Source organism: Pseudogracilibacillus auburnensis (genome assembly GCF_003201975.1).
GTDB lineage: Bacteria > Bacillota > Bacilli > Bacillales > Amphibacillaceae > Pseudogracilibacillus > Pseudogracilibacillus auburnensis.
The window spans coordinates 126,910-148,459 of the sequence record NZ_QJJQ01000014.1; the positions used below are offsets into that span (position 1 = coordinate 126,910).

Here is a 21,550-nt window from a genome sequence, read left to right on the forward strand (position 1 = left end):
AGATATCATACGATAAAAGGAGCGTACCCAATGCCTGAAATCAGACCCAGTTCCGATTTAAGAAATAAATATAATGAAATCTCCGAGTTTTGTCATGAACATAATGAACCTGTCTATATTACGAAGAATGGCAAAGGCGACTTGGCCGTGATGAGTATCGAAACATACGAAAAGCTCGTTGGTAAATTCGAACTGTATACTTTATTAGATGAGGGAATGTGCGCCAAAAAAGAAAACAGGATTAAACTTTTCAAAGATGCTGTATCAGGTATTCACAAGAGGTTAAATGAGTGACAACATACAGAATCGTTATAACAGACCCCGCGGAAAAAGATCTAAATGAAATTATTGATTATATAGCATTTGAATTACGTTCTCCATCTTCTGCTGAAAATATCATTATAAAAATATCCAATAGCATTTCCTCTTTAGAACAATTACCAAAACGACATCCTTTCGTTAAAGATGAACGATTAGCCAATTTAGGTATTAGAATGTTGATAATTGAAAATTACATTGCTTTCTATGTAGTTTCCGAAAAAGATGAGGTTGTTACAATTATCAGAATTCTTTACAATAGAAGAAATTGGAGCTATTTATTATAAAAGTTATTCAAATCCTTTCAATCGTCTATTTCCCCTTTATTTATAACGCAATAAAATAAGGTTTTCCAGGATTTCCAACTTCCAAATCTCTGAAAAACCTTATTATATCAACGTTTCAACTACACTTACTCTTCCACTCTTGACAACAATGCTACCAATTCCACGTGGTACGTATGCGGAAACAAATCGACTGGTTGAACTTTCTTTAATGTATATCCAAATGGCTCCAATTCTTTAATATCTGTTGCAAAGGAAGCTGGATTACAGGACACATAAATAATTCGCTCTGGTGCTGAACGTCCAATTCTCCGCATTACTTTGCCCCCAGCACCAGATCGCGGTGGATCGACAAGTAGTAGATCTGGTTTGCCAAAATGGGTTAACACTTCATCCATTCCGTGCCGAGCATCTTTCGCTAGAAAATACGTATTGTCCATCCCATTATCACTAGCATTTCTTTTCGCTGATTGAATCGATGTTTCCACAAGTTCTATCCCTGCAAGCTTCTTCACTTGATTAGCAAATGGAAGTGAAAACGTTCCGACTCCACAAAATAAATCAATCATCTTTTCTGAAGCATTCGGTTCTGCCATTTCAAGGGCTAGCTTAACAAGTTTCTCCGCTTGAACTGGATTCGTTTGAAAAAAGGTGTCAAACCAAAGCCGATATCGGAATCCCATTAGCTCATCATAAATAAAGTCACGTCCTAATAATAGATGTGTTTCCTCCGCTTGAGTCCGGTCAGCCCAATTACGATTTTCAAGCCATAAGAGACTTTTTACTTGCGGGAAATATTTTTGGATTCGATGGACAAGTTCTTCTACACAAGAGCTTGGCGCTTCTGTTGCAAAAATGGCTAACATTATTTCGTTCGTTTTAAAAGACATACGAACCATTAAATGACGTAGTAACCCTTCACGCTTTTCTTTTTCATAACCAGTTAACTCATTTTCTTTTGCCCATTTGGCCACTTCTAAAACCGCATCTTTCATTTCTTTTTTCATAATAAAACAAGTTTCAAGTGGAATAATATTACGAAAATTTCCTTGCTCATGCAATCCAAGTGACCCATCAGCAGCAAAGGTAAACTCCATTTTATTTCGATAATACCAAGGTTCATCCATACCGATTGTTTTATTAACAACACTAGGATCAAACCCCTGTAACTGAAGCACATTCCTTACTTGATTCGTTTTTTCTTCGAGTTGTCCTTCATAGCTAAAGTGTTGCCAAACACAACCACCACAGAGCTCAAAATGGGGGCACTTTGCCATAATTCTTTCAGCATGCTTTTCCAACACCTCATCGGATTTACTTTTCCATCTCCTTTTTTGTGGCTGTTCCACTGTAACCCGAACCTTTTCACCAGGAAGTGTATATGGAATGGTTAATTTTAATTTTCTTTCGTTTCCTTCTTCATTTTTTCTCCAGACAACCGCTTGACCTGATCCTTTCTCATCTAAACGATGAATGTCTACCGTATATGTTTCCCCTTGTATCTTTTTATTCAACGCAGGATCCCCCCCTACTTTTTTTTGCATATTGTTGTTTTTAAATTATAACGTAAAAAAACAAAAGTGGGGCGATTTTTGTATCATTTATTTAAAAACTAGCAATGTGCCATTTTCTATTGAAATGTAAAGTTAGTCAACTCTATTGAATTACTATATACGTTATTATTTTTCATGTACGAATAACCAATTCAATCAAATTTATATGTTCGTTCAGCAACTGGTATATTTAACTCAGTAGCTGCCTCAGCCAAAAGATCCAAGCAGAAATAATAGTCCTGCTTGTAGACGATCTTATCGTCTTCTGTTTCGATGTAGATCATTTCATTTAGATACTGTCCTGACTCCGTTTCAAGTATCATGACAATAACTGGTTTTCCTAATAACGTATGATAGTGTGCTGTCTGCAAAGTGATCGTCGGGTCTAACATCGTATCACGAATAGAATAGTTTCGGATCGTTTCCCTACCGAATTCCTGTCCAACATGCACAATATCGTTATATGCATTTTCAGAAAATAATGCTGCCATTGCATCTGGATCACGACGATTAAACGCTTCAATAAATGCATTTACTATTGCGGTATCCGGAATTATTTGTTTCATGGTTTCCTCTGCATTCGACTCTTTTTCTGCTACTGATTTTAGTTTAACACGAGCTCGATATAAGATTGATTTAACAGCACTTTCTGTTGTCATTAACATCTCTGCTGTCTCCCGCGCAGTAAAGTCAAATACATCAATGAGTAATATGGTGACAACTTGTCTTGGAGGTAACTGTTGCACAAGAAGCTCGATTGCTTCCTGCACTTCGAATTTATAGCTTACCACTTCGTCCTCCATTAAGTTTTCCTCTATGGAATACACGATCCTTTGTTGTTTACGACAATGATTCAGCCAAGTGTTCGTCGCAATACGAAACAAATAACTCTTCGGTATTAATGGTTGCCAAATTTGTCCTAAAGAAGCAAAAGCTTTCATTAACGTTTCTTGCACCAAATCTTCTGCATCCCACGGTGATCTTGTAAGCTTCCTACAGTAATTCCAAAGATCAGTACGGTATGGTTCAATCATTTTGAGAAATTTTTTCTTCAAAGACCACGCTTCTCTTTCTAATGCTTGTAAATCGAAATCATTTTTCACCCTAATCCTCCTCGTTTTGTTGTCTACACTATATAGACACATGAAAGGGACAATTCGGTGCGGTGAAATGAAAAATATTTGCGAGAACGTTTTAAAATGAATGATTCCATTAAAGATGAACGAACAACTCCCTCCCATTGATATGGGATACGCTAAAGTTCTATGTTTGTCTACTTCAGCTTGCTTTTATCATCCTTTCTTATCTCCTTTTTAATAGGTAATAAAATGACAATCGTTGTCCCTTTATCCTTTTCACTAGTTACAGAAATTTGCCCTTGATGAGCCGTCACTAATTCTTTCACGATGGACATTCCTAGTCCATTACGACCCAATCTATTTTTAGCTAACGTTACACGATCAGAATCAAATAAATGATCAACTACCTCGCTCTCCATTCCTTTGCCATCGTCCTTCACGATAAATTGGATATGTGCATCGTTTACTTTTTCGATCATGACTTCGATATTTGTACCTTCATCATTATGAAGAACAGCATTCATTAAAATATTTTGAAAAATACGGTGGATAAGCTTTTCATCAATCTCCACCTGCATCCGATCAAAGGTGGAATGAAAACTAAAATGATATTTTTTTGCTCTTGGGTCATTGGCAATATCTGCCATGATCGTCTTCACAAATTCTATAATATTTACTTTGTTTAATTGGAGTGGGATCAGCGTCTCGATGTTATCCATTTGATAGGATAAATGAAGATCTTGAACTAAAGATTCAATATGCCTTGCTTTTCCTTCTATTTCTTGTAAAAAAGTTACTTTCTCTTCTTCGTTCCAATTATATTGATCATTTAATAATAATGCAGAATAACCGGTAATATAAGTTAACGGCGTTTTTACATCATGAGAAATTCCGGCTATCCAATCTTTTTTCGCTTTTTCTAACTCCATTCGATCATGTTCTGCCTTTTGTAAGCTGACAGATAATGTATGGAGGTGAACAATAACTTCTTCGTACAGCCGGTATCGTCTTTTCAGCTTGTTTTTCTTCGTATAAATTTTTTGTTTCTTTGCCGGCGGGTCATAATTACCTTTGGATAAATTTGCAATCCATGAGATGATAAACCATAAAGGTCCACCAAAATACCAGCTAAAAAAAATGCTACAAATAAGTATATTAATGGCAAAAACGACTAGAACGAATAAATCATAGTATTTATACTCTTCTGTTATATGTAAACTTGGCAATACTAATTCCATTGCTAGCGGCAACATCAATCCTAAACTTAGTAACCATGCAATAAAACCGACAATAAAATAAATACTAAAACGGATCTTCGTCTTCATTGTTATCCCCTTGTTTCGGTGGAATGAATTTATATCCAATCCCTCTTAAATTAATAATCATCTCTGGAGATTTAGGATCAATTTCAAGCTTTTTTCTAATTCTTGATATATGCATGGCAACCGTCTTTTCTCCTCCAAAACCTAGATCTTCCCACACATGTTCATAAATTTGTGCAGAAGTAAAAATACGGTTTGGATTTTTAAAAAAGAAATGAAGCAGCTGTAATTCTTTCGCAGTACACTCGATTGGCACCCCATCAACAATAAGTGTTGCATCCGTTATGTTCAGTGTTATTCTGCCAAAATCATATTCTTCCCTATGAGCATCCACATGTGACTTTTTAGTTAATAAATGTTGTCTACGAAATAAAGCTTCAATTCTAGCAACGACTTCTAACGGATTAAATGGTTTTGTAATATAGTCATCTCCTCCGATGCCTAAGCCAGTTAATTTATCAAAATCACTAGAACAAGAGGTAATGAAAATAATTTGGGTATTTGAATATTTTCGAATTTCTCTACATAAATCAAATCCATTATCATCAGGTAACATCACATCTAATAAAATAAGATCAAACTCATTATTTTTCACATAGGATAATGTTTCAGCCCCAGTTGTTGCACAAGTTATATGGTGATAACGTTCCTTTTTCAATGTAATTTCAAGCAACTGAAGAATCCCTTTTTCATCATCTACAATAAGAATTTTTTCTTGCTTAATCATCTATTTCCCCCCCCCGTAAGCCGGTAATTATAGCATACCATACGAATCTTTTAAGATAGAAAAATATTACATTGATTTTTACTCGATTTTACCTTCCTGTTACTTTGCATCGTTATACTTGGTGCAGCAAGTAAATAAAAGAGGTGTGATTATGGAACTATCCATTCAACATGTAACAAAAAAGTACGGTAAAAATGAGGTGATTAAAGATGTAACTTGTTCATTAAACAAAGGAGTAATCGGTTTACTAGGCCCAAACGGAGCTGGCAAATCAACGTTAATGCGGATGCTAGCTACGATTGAAAAGCCTACCTCGGGAGTAATTAAATGGAATCAGATCGACATTTCCTCTTCACCAAATAAATTGCGACCAAAACTCGGGTATTTGCCACAAGATTTTGGAGTATATCCAAATATGAACCCTGTTGAGTTTTTAGAATATATTGCAGCGATAAAAGGTTTGTCGATGAAAGTAGCTAAGAAAAGAATCGATGAGCTTTTAGAAGTTCTAAATTTAGTGGCGAATAAAAAACAGTTATTAGGTAGATTTTCTGGAGGAATGCGACAACGAGTTGGGATTGCGCAAGCTTTATTAAATGACCCTGACTTTCTTATCGTTGATGAACCGACAGTCGGATTAGACCCCGAGGAACGGATTCGGTTTAGAAATTTACTTTCCACATTAGCATCGGATCGAATTATTATTTTATCGACCCATATCGTTACAGATATTGAGTCCATCGCACCAAATATTGCACTTTTATCAAATGGTAAGCTAGTAAATTTTACGACACCTGAGGAACTGATTCGACAAGTAGAACAAAAAGTGTGGAACTGTGTGGTTTCAAGTGATAGCCTACAAAGATTACAAAAAAGCCATACTGTAAGTAGTGCGATTCATCGTAGTGATGGAATTCATGCACGGGTTGTTTCCGATCTTTGTCCAACTTCAAATGCAACACTTACTCCTGCTTCTTTAGAAGATGCTTATTTATATTTTGTCTCAGGAAAAGAGGCAATGGCAAATGAATAATTTTTATTTGATAAAAAATAGTGTGATGAAACAAATAAGAACGTACCCATTCTTAATTACAATTGGGATTACTTTGTTTTGTGGATATGCCTTTGTTCCAGCAGCAACAGCAGGTTATGAAGTTTTTTATATTGGCGGTGTCCGTGGTATCTATAATTCTGCGTGGCTTGGCGGTGTCGCCGCAATGGTGTCTACCATTTTTTTATGGTTATTTGGTTTCTACCTATTGCGAAGTCAAATCTCGGATGATGAACGATTAAAAGTTGGACAAATAATTGCCGCTAGTTCAATAAGTAATGTACGCTATATTTTTAGTAAAGCTTTTGCTAACTTTTGTATATTATCCATTATTGCTAGTATTTTAATGGTTGCTTTCATGGCGATGCAACTATTACGAGGAGAAGATGATACGATTCAACTCTGGCAATATGTCGGTCCCTTTATATTCGTTACTTTACCGGCATTATTTGTCCTTTCATCATTTACTATATTTTTCGATGTGTTTCGCTGGTTAAAGGGAGTAATCGGAAATATTATCTTTTTTGCCTTATGGATCTTTTTTGCCGTAATTTCCATTGAAAAGCCTACTAGTTTGTTCAATGCTCTTGGGTTCGATGTGATCATGTCTAACGCTGAGAAAGATGCCGCTACAGAATTCGCAATGAGTAATTTTGGAGCAAGTTTTGGGTATTATCCAGTTGACGGGCCAGTCCAAACATTTATTTGGCAAGGAGTAGATTGGGATTTTTCTTTGTTAACATTACGTCTTATTTGGTTACTCATATCCATTACTATTCTGATCATAAGTGCAATGGTTTTTAATCGCTTTAAACATAGTAAGGGTCATACTAAAAAGAAAAACATCGATATTTTTCAGCCATACAAGAAAGAGGAAATCTCGTTAAAGGAACAAAAAGAGGAATATAACTTAACACCTTTAATTAAGAAAAGCCGGATTCGTTTCATCCCTTTAATCAAAGCTGAACTACTCATCATGGTAAAAGGTTTTTCTATTTGGATGTATTTACTTTGTGCTAGCATTATCCTACTAAGTGCCTTTCTACCTTTAACAGTCATGAAGAGCTGGGTTTCCTTTATTATTATTTTGCCAATTGCTATTTGGTCGCGGATGGGTACAAAAGAAAAACACTTCTTTACAAAAGATTTGATCATATCAAGTGGTCCATCATTTCCTAGAGTTGTCTCTCTTTGGATTGCCGGATTGTCAGTAGGATGTATCGTATCTTTAGGAGTCCTTATCCGCTTTATGATAGAAGGTCAAATGTCACAATTTTTATCATGGGTGATTGGCATTATGTTCATTCCAACCTTAGCTCTTGCGTTAGGAAGCGTTAGTGGGACAAAAAAACTGTTTGAAATCATCTTTTTGCTCTGGTGGTATTTAGGACCAATGAATGGTATACCTTATTTAGATTTCCTAGGCATGATGAACAATCATGAAGTATTCTACCTTATCTCAACGGTTATTTTATTGATTTTCATCATGCTTTATAGTCGAGTACAAGCAAATGAAATAAATTTTAAATGAGGTGAAAGTCTTGAAACATTTACGAATAAAAGCATCCTTCATTTTCACAATTTGTTTAATCGTCCTTCTTACTGGATGCAAAGAGGCAGAAGAACATGTAGAAACATGGAAGACGGCAGAAATAGACGAAATGGAGATTGTTGCAAATGGTAACAATATTGAATTTTCCCCAACAGATATGGAAGAAATAACCGTGCGTATGAAAAGTAGTAGCGAGTTACCGTATATTTTGGATGGAACAGTACTAAGGGTTCATGCAGAAGATTCATCTAACTTCATCAATTTTAAAACAAATACAATTCAAATAGATGTACCTACTACTCTTTTTAAAAAAATCAGTCTCAAGACAACATCAGGGAACATTATTGGTCAAAATCTGCTCGCTGAAGAAATATTGATTCATACGGATTCAGGAAATATTGATTTAGAACTTGATCCAACGTTATCCGTTCAATTGGATGTAGTGAATGAAACTGGTAAAATTAACACTTCACTCGTAGCGAAGGAGGAAATTAAACAGACCGGTTCTGGTCATGAACTAAGTGGGACTTTTGGTGATGGAGATGATTCGTTAATGAAAGTTCAGTCTGTTTCGGGGAGTATTACGATCGAATAAACGAGATAAAATGTACGTTTTGAGAGAGGGATGCTCCTCTCTTTTATTATTTAATGCAGTGTGCAGTTCTTGATCTGTTCGTTAGACTTAGTACATTTAAAATTATTTCAGTAACATTCCAGTGAAAATAGGAAATCTCATCATCACAAAGGGATCATTTGTTCCTATTTCTATTTAATGATATAATAGAAGCAATTGCCAATTAGCATACAGCTCAATGGAGGTTATGATATAATGAGATTGACAAAACGAAGAGTCTCACAGTTTTATTTATATCGAAAATGTCCGAATATTCATTTAAAAGAAAAAGGCTCAAGCTATACGAACCATGATTTGTTGTTTAAGCAACTCATTCGTTATTTTTTCAAAGATTTTTTGTTTGCATTTTTTCCAAATATTTACGAGCAATTAGATTTAAACTCGATTACGTTTTTATCTGGAGAAGTTTTTACGGATATTGTTAAAGGAAGCTCTAGAAGGCTTGATTTAGTCATCAACATGAAAATAAAGAATACAGAATCTATGATTATTATTCATGTTGAACCACAAAGTTCGATACAGACTGATTTTCATGAACGCATGTTTCAATATTACAGTTTGCTTTATAATGAATACCGTAAGCCAATTATTCCAATTGCAATATTCAGTTATCTCAATCATTGGGAACAAAATCAATTTAACATGAAAGTATTAGATAAAACCTATTTATCATTTAAATACCATACCCTACATTTGAAGAAAATGTATTGGCGAGATTATTTGAAAAAGGATAATCCGGTTGTTGCTGCATTACTTAGTAAAATGGACTTCAAAGAGGAAGAGAAATATAAAGTAAAAGCAGAATTTGTACGAATGTTATGGCGACTACAATTAAATGAAGCTGATCAACGTCTACTATATGGCTTTTTTGAAACATATGTAACATTAACAGAAAAAGAGGAGGCGAAATTTGTGGAATCAGTAAAAGAATTTGACCATGCAGAGGAAATATTGAATATTCCAATCTCCTATGAAGAGAAAGGAAGGAAACAAGGGATGAAGGAAGGTAAAAAAGAGGTTGCCATAGAATTGTTAAGAGAGGGTATGCCCATAGAACTTATTCAAAAAACGACAAAGATAACGATTAATGAACTAAAAGAACTGAAGAAACAGTTGTAAGGTATATATTCAAACTTAAGGTATTTTATGAGGACTAGTAAAGACTGACTTTACTAAGTCCTTGTTTATTATTAATTCCAATTCGCTACGATATGAAAGATTATCATTTTTCGATTTCACTTAATCAACAGCATTTCCTAACTCATCAATAAAAGCATGAACGATAATTTTATTAAAAAACAATTGCTAAAATTTTTATAACATAATACGATCATAATGTAGTGAAAATAAGTCTAGAGAAAGGAGAGAAAGTATGAATTTTCAAGTAGAAACTCTCCCAAATTACCGGATTGCATATATGAGAAAGATTGGTCCATACGGTTCTACGAATGCACAAGCAATGGAGCGGATTTGAAAACTTGGCATTCGCCAAGCCTTTACTGCGAATGCCTTAGTTGCACTTATGCAGTAAGAAAGGATTTCTTATCTGCTAAAAAACTGGGCTAAAGGGAAAAACTTTATGGAATCGTCTATTATATTGGGAATTCCACAAGATAATCCTGAAACAACGCCGCCTGAAAAATGTAGGTATGATGCTTGTGTTGTAATACCAGATGATTATCAAGTGGATCATTCAATTTGTGAAGGTAAACTGTCAGGTGGGAAATATGTTGTTTTCAAAATTAAGCATACGGTAGAAGCCATTCAAGAAGCATGGGAAAAAATTTTTCCTACCTTATACGCTAATGGATACCAGATCGACGATAAGCCAATTTTGGAAAGATATGCGGATGATATGATAAACGATCATTACTGTGAAATATGTGTACCTATAAAACCGTGATTATTTTTGAGACGATAAAAAGAAGAGCTAGTGAAGATAAATGCTCTTCTTTCTTTTTCAATATTCCTTCATTCTACATCACTACAATACTTCACTGGTAATAATTCTTTATGACACTTTACTAACTTACCGTTATAACTAACAGATTGACTACCCCTTTTTTAAAAAATTACTATAGTTGTTTATAAACAAACTCACGATATTTTACAAAGTTATTTTTTTTATAGAATTCTTTAGCGACTTTATTTTCAACCCAATAATCCAATTCTACTAAATCAATTCCTTTTTCATATGATAAGTTGTAAATGTATTTCATTAAACTTGTACCATAACCTTTGTTTCTTTTCATATCATCAATGCTAATCTGATGTACATATATTGACTTATAAGCCTTTTTAAATGGATTTACTTTGTATTCCTTAATCTCTATCCAAGCATAGCCTACAGCTTTTCTATCGTCTTCTAATAATAGAAAGATGTCATTTTTATTCTCCATAAGTTTCTCGAAGAATTCTTTTACTTCCTCACAATTATATTGATTAAAATGCATAGGGTATAAGGAAAAATGTAAATCTTGCACCGGTTTACTTAACCTTGCAACCAATCCAAAATTTTTAGTTTGACTTATCTTCATGTTAATCCTCCATTAGTCAATAGTTATTACGAATTTTTTCCTTTCCATAAACTCTCTTCAGTTAGCTCTTCGATTATTTACAATGTACTCAAACTATGCAAGACCAAATGAAGTTCAACACCTGTCTTTTGTACTAATAATTATTCGTAATTCTTTTAAAACAATATTCTACCTTTTTTGACCCGGTTTTTAACATTATGATTCTACATCACTACAATACTTCTCTGGTAATAATTCTAAAACATTACATTTCACTAACTCACCGTTATAAGAAATAATGACATCTGTATCTTTTCCGTAATCACTAATTAGTTCTCGGCACATTCCACAAGGGGATACAACCCAACATTTGTCGATTTTTTCATGTGGATGGGGGTGTGCTACAGCAACAATTGTTTCAAATTCATGTTCCCCTTCCGAGATCGCTTTTCCTATAGCAATCGCTTCAGCGCATACGGTTATTCTTCCCACATTTGCTTCAACGTGAACTGCTGAAAATATCTTCCCAGACTTTGTTCTTACAGCTGAACCAATATGATGACTTCCATATTTATAGTTTTTTTCAATTACCTTTTCAGCTTTAGTAATTAAATCAAAATCTCCATTTTGTAAAGCTCTAACTTTTATCATTTCAATCACCCCCAACGTAAAATAGCTACTCTAAAATTCCATCAATATTTTCCCATCCATAAACTAGTTCTGTTAACTTTTTGCCTCCTATTTCTATTTCAATCGAATCAATTTGTTTAGCACCTAGTCTTTCGTAAAAAAAACGTGAATCATTATCTTTAAGTACACATACAATCATGGAATCAATTTGTTGATGAAGAAAATCAGTCACGATCGGTTTCATTAGCAAAGTTCCAATTCCCTTTCCCTGATATTCCTCCAATAGATAAATTGCATAAACTTCCCCTCCGTAACTTGGATAGTTTCCGCTTCTTTCTTTGCCACCAATCACAAAACCAACTATTTTGCCTTTAACGTCTGCAACATACATTTTGCCTTTAGAAATAGCTTGTTGCCAAACTTTTTCTCGATCAGAGTAAGATAATTTCTCTAAATATTTATCTGGAACAATTCCCTTATATGTAGTTCTCCAACTATCTACTTGGACGATCGCAATTCCTTTTGCATCAGTAGAAACAGCTTCCCTAATTTTCAAATCAATGGCCTCCCCATTTACCATTATTTAGTCGTATAGTATAGCAAATATGTTGATAGAATGATATATGTTTGATAAAGAAAGAAGGTTGTTAAAATGAGAAAAAAGAAACTTCAAGAGATAGATTAAAAGAAGAAACTATAACAGATGATTATGCAACAATGGATGATGAAAATAGATATGAACTAGTACGGGGACAACTTAAATTAATGAGCCCTTCTACATCGACGACCCATTAATTAGTGCCGAGATTTATAAGGGTTGAAGGAAATTGCTCTACAGATTATTTTTTTAATACTCCGATTGATGTCATATCTGCTACTGATGTACGCCAACCAAATATAGTACTTGTAAACCGTAAAAGAATGAATATTTTAACGAATCATGGTATTGAAGACGCTCCTGATCTAGTGATTGAAATTACTTCCCCATCCTCTCTAAAGCGTGACAAAATCGATAAATTAAAACGTATGCTGAGTACAACATCCCAGAATACTGGATGATAGATCCCGCTTCCAGAACGCTAGAACAATACGTATTAGCAACTAATGACTATGAAATAATCAATATTTTTCAAAGGGATGAAATTATTTCCTCACCAAATATAAGTTGTGTTTCTTTTACGATGAAGGAAGTCATAAATAATTTACAAACATTTAAGGAATGATTTCTGGAAAGTATTACAATAATACATAAACGATGGCACCAATCATAATTAACCCACAAGAAACCGCATTTAGGATATACTGTTTACTTTCTTTCGCATATTTCCATTCCATAAATGTTTGAAAGCCAAACGAAATAATTAAACTCATAAAGATAAATATTCTTAAATGATGAAAATCCAACATTGTTATAACCATTACTATAATACTTAAATAGTAGAGAGCTTTTTCACCATATTTATGCAGTTGATTCACATATTATTTTTCTTCTGATACTTCTATATTCCAATTTTTAATTAGAATTCTATTAATAATTTGATCCAAAATAAGAATACTGAAAAAAATTATGATTAAAAGTACCACTTAATCCCTCCAAAAAGTCGTCTTTTTATCGGATTTGCCCTACATTTTCTAAAAACGTTTCTTCATTAAATTTTCCTATTTCTAATACCTTTTTCAATTACATTACCTTTTCAAGAAGGTTTCATCATCCTCGGGAGACGAGTATAAATCTATTCTTTCTTTAACATCCACATGATTACTAGAATCCCACCACTCTACAATCATATAAATTTCACTAATATCGTTTGGCGAAATAGGCTTTCCATTATCATTAAAATAGGCTCCACCTTCAATCGTACCTATAAACTCTTCCGCAATATCTATGTCTAATCCCGATGTAGAACCGGAATGAATAACTAGATCTTCATTGTTAATAACTACATGTGTTTCAAAATGAAAAAAATTAGTAATATATTCTTGTTTGCTTTTCATTTTCAGTATTCCGTGTCCAGCCTTAAACTCATCCGGTGTGATTAATATTTCGTATCCCGTAACATTCCAATTTTCACTTTCCCCCATGAGGGATAAGAAGTAAACGCCTTCCCTTTGCTGATTGGTACAACTGGATAAGAGGATAATGATTAAAAACAATGGAATACATCTAAATAATATTTTAACCATGGATATTTCCCCCCCTTTTTTCTCGACTTTTTTATATATTGACTAAAATACATATGGACGACCTTAATAAGTTTACTAAGTAATCTGATAGATATTACTTCAAATAATAATCGAGTCAATTTCATAATAGGTACTTTTAATGAACCATTCTGTTCTAAGATAATCCTAACATATTTAGTATTTTAATTTATCAATTCATACGGAATAAATAATTTTGAATTCAAATAGCTACAATGAAGATAATAAAATGAGATCTAATACGATTTACATTGACTTTAATTTACTATTTTATATAATTAAGGAAATAAAACTATAAACAGGGGGATAGAGATGAAAAAAAACTTTCTTTTATTAATTGTTTTTTCTTTGATTTTTTCTACTTTAGTCTTCACACCCAAAGTTGAGGCAAGTCTAGAGGGGAATCAATTATTAACTAATGAACAATTTAATAGTTTATTAAGTGATGGTATGCCTGAAGAAGTCATTAATGACTTTATAGAAGTAGGCTACAGCTACGAAGAAATTGCAGATCTTGAATACATTGAAAGTGAAGATAAGTTTTATAAAATTATTGAGGCTTATCAAGATGAAGAAGAAGTAGTCACTCAAAAATCAATTAATACAGCTCAAAAAAATGACATGGAAGAAGAAGGTATTGTCGAAGAAATCAGCTATGAGGAATTTATAAGAAGTGAAAACAGTATGTCTCTAAATGCTGTGGCAGAAAATAAAACTAGTTATAAGAGAATGACTACCAGATTATTTAAGGTAAAAAAGAAAAAAAACGTGTATAAAGTTACTAACAAAGTTTATTGGTCAAAGGCACCTAAGCATAGAAAAACAGATATAATTGCAATAGGCATTAACTCAAACACGTCGCCTGTTCCTAATTCTCAATGGGGCAAACAATCTTGGACTACAATGAGTGGTTCCGAATCTGGAAGTAGAACATTTAACCACAAAAGCAATAATTGGAAAAAGAATAAAAGTTATGGTTTATCATTTAAAATGAGATCAAATAGAAAACTAAAAGCTCCTTGGACTAGACATACAATTTACATGGAATATAACATAAAACCAAATGTTAGTAATGTTAAATTAATAGATGCATATGGACATTATGCACATCAACAAAATTATAAACAAATAACGCCATCATTCAGTGTCAAAACAGGATCAATTTCAATAGCAGTCTCGCAACAATCAAAATTCACGCATCATCCAAGTACACATGTTCAAATTAAAAAATAAATTTTAAAAAAGATAGATACTAGTATCTATCTTTTTTTAGATTTTAAAAATAAAGTTATAAACATAATGATACCTATTATTATTAGAATGATAGATAAATAATAAGTTAATGCTTCATAAAAATATATGTCTTGACTAATCATTAAGAATAAAGCTATACCAAGAAACAAATAAAGATGAGGTAATATATACTTGTTCATAATAATAAACCACCTATTTTTAATAAATTTTCTTATTTATTAGATAATGAATCTATCTTTAATTAATCCCTTCTTTTTATTAGTCACTAATTTTCTCGAATATTCTTATTCTTTAAAATAAACTTTAAAACTTCTTCAATGATACCATAGATTTAACCATTTGTCATCTTTTTCCATTGACATCACTCTCTTCCCTTTGAAAATTGAGAAATGTTCAAAAAAATACCATACGACCTTCATCATATTGGTACCCATTTAATATTTCATGCAGCCTTAAACTCATCTGGTGTGATCATTACTTGGTATCCCGTAACATTCCAATTTTCACTTTCCCCCATGAGGGATAAAAGTAAACGCCTTCCCTTTGCTAATTGGTATAACTGGAAAAGAGGGTAATGATTAAAAACAAATGTTAAAATAATTTCAAACTAATTTTTCACATTAAACGGTTACCTCTAATTAACAATAATAGGATACAAACATATTCCCAATGATTCGTGCACTCGACTAGCTTATAAGTTCCACTTTCTTTATCTTCTCTATTTCAGAGCATTGTTGGCTTGCTTAATAAAATTGATGTTTTCGTGATTTGTTGGGAACCTTATGTCTGCACTAGTTATTTACGCTCGTTTCATTGTTTTATTTATCCAAATCAGTTATAGCAAAAAGTGGATGTTTATCGATACAGCTTTCTGGTATTTCACTATTTGCTATGTCAGCCTTATCAACCCCACCACCGCCTCCGGTAATGGAATCGCCTTCTACAACAGTGCCGTAGTCAGGTATTTCAACTCCATGTAACCCATCTTTTACATATGGTGTAGTCCCTTTAGTCCAGACTGGGGCTATATCTCCTTCCTCGGGATTTTGAATAAACAAGCATTGTGTTTTACTATCGTATTCAAGAACTCCCTCAATTAATTCCTCCATACCACCTTCAAGATCGTGAGTTAGAACAACGGGATTATCTATTTCATCTGAATCCATCTGGTTCACCTCATTTGTCTCATCTTTATTACAACCAATAAGCAGTAAGCAAATGCCAATCATCATATAAAACAAATTTCGTTTCATTTAACCCCACCTTTAAATTGATGTCACTTAATGATCAGTCCAATTTTAAATACACTCCCATTCCTACAACCTTGTACATATTAACTGCAGGAGTTAATTGACTTCTTTTCACCTATGAAAATGCTGCATATCCACTGTCGCTACCATAAGCTGTATTTCCAAAATACCAAAGTCCTCCACTATCCCCCTTACTAGTATCTAATTTATCTTAAAAGTACATAAGGTAATGTCGAATTATGGCATAAATAAATTTAATTATTATCTGAACCAAACAACTGATGTATTATTTGATGCTAGTACCCCTTTTACAATGGAGTTCAAAATTCAATGTAAGAGTATATTTTTTTACAATACTTCTATTTCATCAAACCTAATAACAATTTTTGCACCAGCTTATATTACGCACAATTACGCTCCTAAATATAACATAAAAAACTGCTCGGAATTGATAGAGCAATCATTGTTACAATGTATATGGGTGTGGGCACTGTAAAACTACCGTGATCAATACTTAATCTTAACACCCTATACGAATGAAACTTTAAAAAATCAAAAAAATACCAATACGACCTTCATCATATTGGTACCCATGTTATTTTTTATTCATCGCCCAAATGGAAATGGACTGTTTATTTGTATGGTTGAAAAACCGATGAGGAATTCCGCTATTAAAACAAATAGAGTCCCCTTCATTCAAAATATGTTCTTTATTATCGAGGATGACTGTCATCGAACCTTCCAAAACGACCCCACATTCTTCACCAGAATGGCTAACTAAATTTTTATCTGACTGCCCCGCTTCTAAATAAATCTTAATCATTTCAAGATCCCCATTGTAAACAGGCGTCAGTAATTCATATTTTGAATTAGATTGGGGGAAAACGACAACATTACGATCTTCTTTTCTTAATATGTTAGATGAACCAGAATCCTCACCTAATAATTCCGTTATAGACACATCCAAGCCATTACAGATTCGATATAAGATCGTCACAGAAGGGTCTACATTATTACGTTCAATCTTACTAATAATACTAATACTTACATTGGATTTTTCAGCTAATGTTTTTAAGGAATATCCACGTTTCATCCTTAATTCACGAATTTTGCCTCCATCAAACACTTGATCACCAACTTTAAATTAGTCTTACATGATTATACCAAACCATAAGCCTAAAGTCGTACCGATATAGTTACCGATAATATAACCAAGTGTTCCAACAACGAGAATTGGACCAATTAAATTTTTCCACCCTTTTGCAATCGCCATAGCTGCCGCTGTTGTCGGTCCTCCAATATTTGCATTACTTACTAATAAAATTTCTTCCAAGTTATATTTAAATAGTTTACCACCTACTAACGAGACAATCATATTCACTAGTACAATAATAGCAACAAAGACTAATAATAATGGTGCATTTTGAATAATTAATGGAATAGAAGCCGGTACACCAATAACTACAAAGAATAAATAAATTAAAAATGTTCCTAGTTCTTGACTGCCATTAATTGATTCAAAGTATTTTGGAAAAAGGGCTAGCGCTGTAAATGTAAATGTAGTTAATATTAAATACTTATCACCGAATAAAGCATTGATTAAGTTTAATAAAAAGGATACATCTTCACCACTTGGAATAATGGAACCAAGCCATTCAGCAGCTTTAAACGAAATAATAACTAATAAAAAAGCAGTTCCAACTGATAATGCGATATCTTTTAGTGAAATATTGTTTCGTTTCCAATATCCTTCAGCTAATGTGCTATTTTCATTTTCTCCTGTTTGCTTTTCAACCTCTAACACATGAGGATGACTAAAACGTTTTCTAAAAAAAGCAAGTGTTGGGATTAACATTAAGACAACAAAATAAAGCGCCATTAACAAATTATCCGCTACAACTGTTGCCGAAACCATTTCACCTGGTGGTTCAAATTTGGCTGCCATTGCTGCAAAGTTAACTCCACCACCGACATAGGATGCACTCATCATTGCACCAATCTTATCGAGATAGGGGATTTTGTCCTTTAGTAAAAAGAAACTAAGGATTGTTCCAGCTACTGTTCCAATTGAACTGATAAGAAAAATAAATAATAACCTTCCACTTTCCTTAAATATTTTCTTAAACTTCACATGGAATAATAATAATGGAATTGCTAAAGGAATAATAAACGCCCATACAGCATCGTATACTGGAGATTCTATTGGAATAATCCCCGTATTTGATAAAATAATTGCGCCAACTAATGCTACAATTGCTCCAGATACTCGTGCAGCCCACTGATATTTTTGTTCTAAATAAATACTCATTGCCGCCCAGACGACGATAATTCCCCATAATGTAATATAATCATCTGGTTTAATTAAACTGTTTTCCATCTTATCTCACCCTTTGTCCATATTTTTTATAAAACGACTTGCATTTTCATACGTGATCAATGAAATTTCTTTATCTGTCCAGCCTTTCATTTTTAGTCTTTCCAATAGTCTTGGAATATCGTTTACAGAGTTGAAGTCTTTTGTCACTTCTGTAAAATTGGTTCCCATATCATGTTCGGATAAGTAATCCATAAAATCAAAACCTAATGCAACATGTTCCATTCCAACTAAATGGGTAACATATTCGATATGCTCAATATACCGATCTAAATTTGCGTCATCCTTGGCAATAAATTCTGCATATGCATTCATTCCAATAATTCCATTTCTCTCGGCAATTGCTTTTAGTTGTTTATCTGTTAGATTTCTCTCATTAGGACATAGAGTAAAAGCATTACTATGAGATGCGAAAATTGGATAAGCGTCCAATTCATAAAGATCCCAAAATGTTTGTTCATCCAAATGAGAAACGTCGATAAGCCAATTTCTATTCATCATTTCGGAAACAATAGCTTGTCCAGCCTTTGTCAAACCAACCTTTGCTTTAGTGTTACCGTTATTGGCACCACTCGCAAAATCGTTTACTTCATTCCAAGCTAAAATGCCTGTACGAAAACCCATGTCATGCAATGTGTCAAAATAAGTTTTAGTATTTTGCTCTGTTAATGGATTGACGGCTTCTGAAATAAAACTCATCCCTTCAATTCCTAAGAAAACATTGATTATGTTAGATGAACTCTTCCTATCATTAGACGACTTACATAGATGAATATGTTTTGACTCCGCAATATCGTCCATAGCATACGCAACAATTTCTTTAAACCTGTCCCATCTGTTATGTTTATACTTAGGTTCAACCCAAACGACACAGATTATCGCTTGAACATTATTATGTTTTAAATTTGGATAATGAATCCGATCAAATACATTTCTTTCACCCGCCTCTCTTCTTATGGCAATATCTGTTAGTATGTCTGAATGTAGGTCAAAAACAGCCATAATTAATCTCCCTTCTTAGAAAACTTGGCATTTACCAAGCTTTTTATGGCGAAAGTCTTAGTTGCACTAATACAGTAAGTTTTATTCTTTTTTATCTGCTTAATGCGAAAGCCTTTACATTTTCATATATTATAATTTATTTCATATAGTAAATCAATCTTTAAAATCTTATGAATATGATAGGATAGTAGGGATAAAAAAAAATAATCCATACACGCTCAGTGCATAAACACTGAGCGTGTATAGAAAATTCTGTCCATGTCCGACTGAATAAACTCACTTTTTTCTTTGAATCAAATTTATAAGATGAATCTTCGCACGATTTGATGGTGTTTCTCCACGGGTATATGGTGATTTTTCGTGATTATTTGGCGGTTCTTCACGATTTAATGGCGCATCTTCGCGATTATATGGCGAATGTCCGCGATTTGATGGTGCATCTTCGCGATTTGATGGCGATTCTCCACAATTTGATGGCACACCTCCCGTGACCATGGTTCGATGGCGGTTCTCACTTAGATTCATTAATATTTTAGTTTCTTCCTATTTATTTTTGGCCATCTAAATTTTGGTACATACTTTATCATTGTGTCAAAAATGACTCCCCACTGTTCTTCCGTTAACATCGATACAGGATGTTCATTTTTCATCTTGAGAGTCCTTTTTAATTGCTTCATTTGACGAGATGTGAATATTCCCCTTAAGGCGACATCAATTGGCACTCTTGGTTCCTTAAATGCGTAATCCACAAGTCCCCAAAAAATAATATAATCAGTAGTAGGTACAGTTGGTGTCTTTTTCCTGTTAATAAACACCATAGCTGAATCTACCTTTGGTGGAGGTGAAAAATTCTTTCTTGAAATTCCTTTTACGATTCGAATATCAAACCACATTCTCCAAGCAATCACGTTAGGATCCTTTACATTTTTAGATGTAAACCTTTTAGCTGCTCCCTTTTCCATCACAATAACCCCTCTTTGGAAATTACTTAATGGATTATGAAGAAGCTTCTTTAGTATCGGTGTTGTAATCGCATAAGGAATATTAGACACTACCATAAACTTCTCTTTTGGTAAATATATTTTTAATATATCATGATGAATGATCGTAACATTTGGGCTATTGGTCATTTTTTTCTCTAAGGTTTTTACAAACTTATGATCTAGTTCTACTGCTATCACTTTTTTAGCTCTTTGAGTGAGAATTTCAGTTAAAGCGCCTTTACCAGCCCCTAATTCTAACACGATGTCTTGTTTACCTATCTTCGCTTGATCAACAATTTCCTTGAGTAACCTCTTATTATGCATTAAATGCTGACCTAAAAAATTGGGGAGTTTTCTTTGACTTACCTTTTTTCTATAAGACTGACGATTTCTTTGCATGTTTTTCTTCCCTTCAAAATAAAAATCACAAGCAATCTGCTTGTGATCAGAGTAAAGGGAAGAAACCCATCCTTATCAAGTAATGGTTTGAAAATTAATTATCCAAAAAGATCGTAGCCCGAGAAATCACGTTTTTATAAACGTTTGAAACTTATGAAGTATTTTCCGATTTCGCACAAGTGTCATATCACCACGTATAATGGATGTGTTTACTTAACGACATTTATCTCCCACCAATAAAGTGAGAGTTTTCAAAAATTGTGCAGGAAAATTAGACAAAAAGAAAGAAAGGTAGAGCAATCCACCTTTCCAATCATTTACATATGATGGTTTGTCAAATTAAGTGCAACAGTTCTTTCTGAAACACTTCGTGTGTAGTTTTCCAATTTAAACATTTTCTTGGCCTATTGTTGATTAGTG

Annotated in this window: 22 protein-coding genes and 1 pseudogene; 9 read left to right on the forward strand and 14 right to left on the reverse strand. The window is 33.5% G+C overall.

Annotated elements, in window-relative coordinates:
- Positions 1–30 precede the first annotated feature (30 nt).
- Both DFR56_RS17280 and DFR56_RS17285 read left to right on the forward strand, forming a co-directional pair.
- A complete protein-coding gene (locus tag DFR56_RS17280; protein ID WP_110396699.1) occupies positions 31–294 on the forward strand; it encodes a type II toxin-antitoxin system Phd/YefM family antitoxin in 264 nt (87 codons plus the stop codon).
- Entirely contained in the window at positions 291–605 is a 315-nt protein-coding gene (locus DFR56_RS17285; protein WP_110396700.1) for a type II toxin-antitoxin system RelE/ParE family toxin, read from the forward strand. Before DFR56_RS17280 ends, DFR56_RS17285 begins: the two co-directional genes overlap by 4 nt.
- Before the next feature lie 125 nt (positions 606–730).
- Here DFR56_RS17285 and rlmD read toward each other — a convergent pair whose 3' ends face one another.
- The 4 genes from rlmD to DFR56_RS17305 form a co-directional block, all read right to left on the reverse strand.
- Positions 731–2,116 (reverse strand): 23S rRNA (uracil(1939)-C(5))-methyltransferase RlmD, encoded by a 1,386-nt coding sequence (gene rlmD / locus DFR56_RS17290; RefSeq protein ID WP_242694432.1) that lies wholly within the window; start codon positions 2,114–2,116, stop codon positions 731–733.
- A gap of 191 nt (positions 2,117–2,307) precedes the next feature.
- Positions 2,308–3,258 (reverse strand): sigma-70 family RNA polymerase sigma factor, encoded by a 951-nt coding sequence (locus DFR56_RS17295; protein WP_158525692.1) that lies wholly within the window; start codon positions 3,256–3,258, stop codon positions 2,308–2,310.
- A 170-nt stretch (positions 3,259–3,428) separates the two neighbouring features.
- Positions 3,429–4,559, reverse strand: a complete 1,131-nt coding sequence (locus tag DFR56_RS17300) for a sensor histidine kinase (protein WP_110396703.1) — start codon at positions 4,557–4,559, stop codon at positions 3,429–3,431.
- The gene (locus tag DFR56_RS17305) at positions 4,537–5,280 is read right to left on the reverse strand and encodes a response regulator transcription factor (protein WP_110396730.1); all 744 of its coding nucleotides are present in this window, start codon (positions 5,278–5,280) and stop codon (positions 4,537–4,539) included. Before DFR56_RS17305 ends, DFR56_RS17300 begins: the two co-directional genes overlap by 23 nt.
- Before the next feature lie 154 nt (positions 5,281–5,434).
- On the opposite strand from DFR56_RS17305, the gene DFR56_RS17310 reads away from it, so the two are divergent.
- The 5 genes and pseudogenes from DFR56_RS17310 to DFR56_RS17330 all read left to right on the forward strand — a co-directional run bounded on the left by DFR56_RS17310 (position 5,435) and on the right by DFR56_RS17330 (position 10,423).
- Positions 5,435–6,316, forward strand: coding sequence for an ABC transporter ATP-binding protein (locus DFR56_RS17310; protein ID WP_110396704.1), 882 nt, complete (start codon positions 5,435–5,437; stop codon positions 6,314–6,316).
- Complete coding sequence (locus DFR56_RS17315) at positions 6,309–7,865, forward strand: hypothetical protein (protein ID WP_110396705.1); 1,557 nt, start codon at positions 6,309–6,311, stop codon at positions 7,863–7,865. The genes DFR56_RS17310 and DFR56_RS17315 overlap by 8 nt, the downstream gene beginning before the upstream one ends.
- A 10-nt stretch (positions 7,866–7,875) precedes the next feature.
- Entirely contained in the window at positions 7,876–8,481 is a 606-nt protein-coding gene (locus tag DFR56_RS17320) for a DUF4097 family beta strand repeat-containing protein (protein ID WP_110396706.1), read from the forward strand.
- Positions 8,482–8,715: 234 nt separating this feature from the next.
- Positions 8,716–9,639: an Rpn family recombination-promoting nuclease/putative transposase gene (locus DFR56_RS17325; protein ID WP_110396707.1), complete on the forward strand. Its 924-nt coding sequence runs from the start codon at positions 8,716–8,718 to the stop codon at positions 9,637–9,639.
- 253 nt (positions 9,640–9,892) lie between these two features.
- Positions 9,893–10,423: pseudogene (locus DFR56_RS17330) on the forward strand (AraC family transcriptional regulator).
- A gap of 172 nt (positions 10,424–10,595) precedes the next feature.
- Here the strand turns inward: DFR56_RS17330 and DFR56_RS17335 are convergent.
- The 3 genes from DFR56_RS17335 to DFR56_RS17345 all read right to left on the reverse strand — a co-directional run bounded on the left by DFR56_RS17335 (position 10,596) and on the right by DFR56_RS17345 (position 12,222).
- Positions 10,596–11,057: a GNAT family N-acetyltransferase gene (locus tag DFR56_RS17335; RefSeq protein ID WP_110396708.1), complete on the reverse strand. Its 462-nt coding sequence runs from the start codon at positions 11,055–11,057 to the stop codon at positions 10,596–10,598.
- A gap of 195 nt (positions 11,058–11,252) precedes the next feature.
- Positions 11,253–11,687, reverse strand: a complete 435-nt coding sequence (locus tag DFR56_RS17340) for a cytidine deaminase (protein ID WP_110396709.1) — start codon at positions 11,685–11,687, stop codon at positions 11,253–11,255.
- A 25-nt stretch (positions 11,688–11,712) separates the two neighbouring features.
- On the reverse strand, positions 11,713–12,222 hold the full coding sequence (locus DFR56_RS17345; protein WP_244916567.1) for a GNAT family N-acetyltransferase: 510 nt from the start codon (positions 12,220–12,222) through the stop codon (positions 11,713–11,715).
- Between the two features lie 499 nt (positions 12,223–12,721).
- Here DFR56_RS17345 and DFR56_RS23755 point away from each other — a divergent pair, with 499 nt between their 5' ends.
- Positions 12,722–12,889 carry a hypothetical protein gene (locus DFR56_RS23755; protein WP_280523469.1) on the forward strand — a complete coding sequence of 56 codons (168 nt, stop codon included), beginning with the start codon at positions 12,722–12,724 and terminating at the stop codon, positions 12,887–12,889.
- A 13-nt stretch (positions 12,890–12,902) separates the two neighbouring features.
- Here DFR56_RS23755 and DFR56_RS17355 read toward each other — a convergent pair whose 3' ends face one another.
- Positions 12,903–13,142 (reverse strand): DUF4181 domain-containing protein, encoded by a 240-nt coding sequence (locus tag DFR56_RS17355; RefSeq protein WP_110396711.1) that lies wholly within the window; start codon positions 13,140–13,142, stop codon positions 12,903–12,905.
- Between the two features lie 210 nt (positions 13,143–13,352).
- Positions 13,353–13,850 (reverse strand): hypothetical protein, encoded by a 498-nt coding sequence (locus DFR56_RS17360; protein WP_110396712.1) that lies wholly within the window; start codon positions 13,848–13,850, stop codon positions 13,353–13,355.
- Positions 13,851–14,180: 330 nt separating this feature from the next.
- Between DFR56_RS17360 and DFR56_RS17365 the strand changes: the two genes are divergently transcribed.
- Positions 14,181–15,101, forward strand: coding sequence for a hypothetical protein (locus DFR56_RS17365; RefSeq protein WP_110396713.1), 921 nt, complete (start codon positions 14,181–14,183; stop codon positions 15,099–15,101).
- Positions 15,102–15,940: 839 nt separating this feature from the next.
- On the opposite strand, the gene DFR56_RS17370 is transcribed toward DFR56_RS17365, so the two are convergent.
- The 5 genes from DFR56_RS17370 to erm form a co-directional block, all read right to left on the reverse strand.
- Entirely contained in the window at positions 15,941–16,375 is a 435-nt protein-coding gene (locus DFR56_RS17370; protein WP_110396714.1) for a hypothetical protein, read from the reverse strand.
- 592 nt (positions 16,376–16,967) lie between these two features.
- Positions 16,968–17,498, reverse strand: a complete 531-nt coding sequence (locus DFR56_RS17375; protein ID WP_110396715.1) for a cupin domain-containing protein — start codon at positions 17,496–17,498, stop codon at positions 16,968–16,970.
- Between the two features lie 24 nt (positions 17,499–17,522).
- Positions 17,523–18,749: a DUF819 family protein gene (locus tag DFR56_RS17380; RefSeq protein WP_110396716.1), complete on the reverse strand. Its 1,227-nt coding sequence runs from the start codon at positions 18,747–18,749 to the stop codon at positions 17,523–17,525.
- Between the two features lie 6 nt (positions 18,750–18,755).
- On the reverse strand, positions 18,756–19,748 hold the full coding sequence (locus DFR56_RS17385) for a dipeptidase (RefSeq protein WP_110396717.1): 993 nt from the start codon (positions 19,746–19,748) through the stop codon (positions 18,756–18,758).
- 524 nt (positions 19,749–20,272) lie between these two features.
- Complete coding sequence (gene erm, locus DFR56_RS17395) at positions 20,273–21,130, reverse strand: 23S ribosomal RNA methyltransferase Erm (protein WP_110396719.1); 858 nt, start codon at positions 21,128–21,130, stop codon at positions 20,273–20,275.
- Positions 21,131–21,550 lie beyond the last annotated feature (420 nt).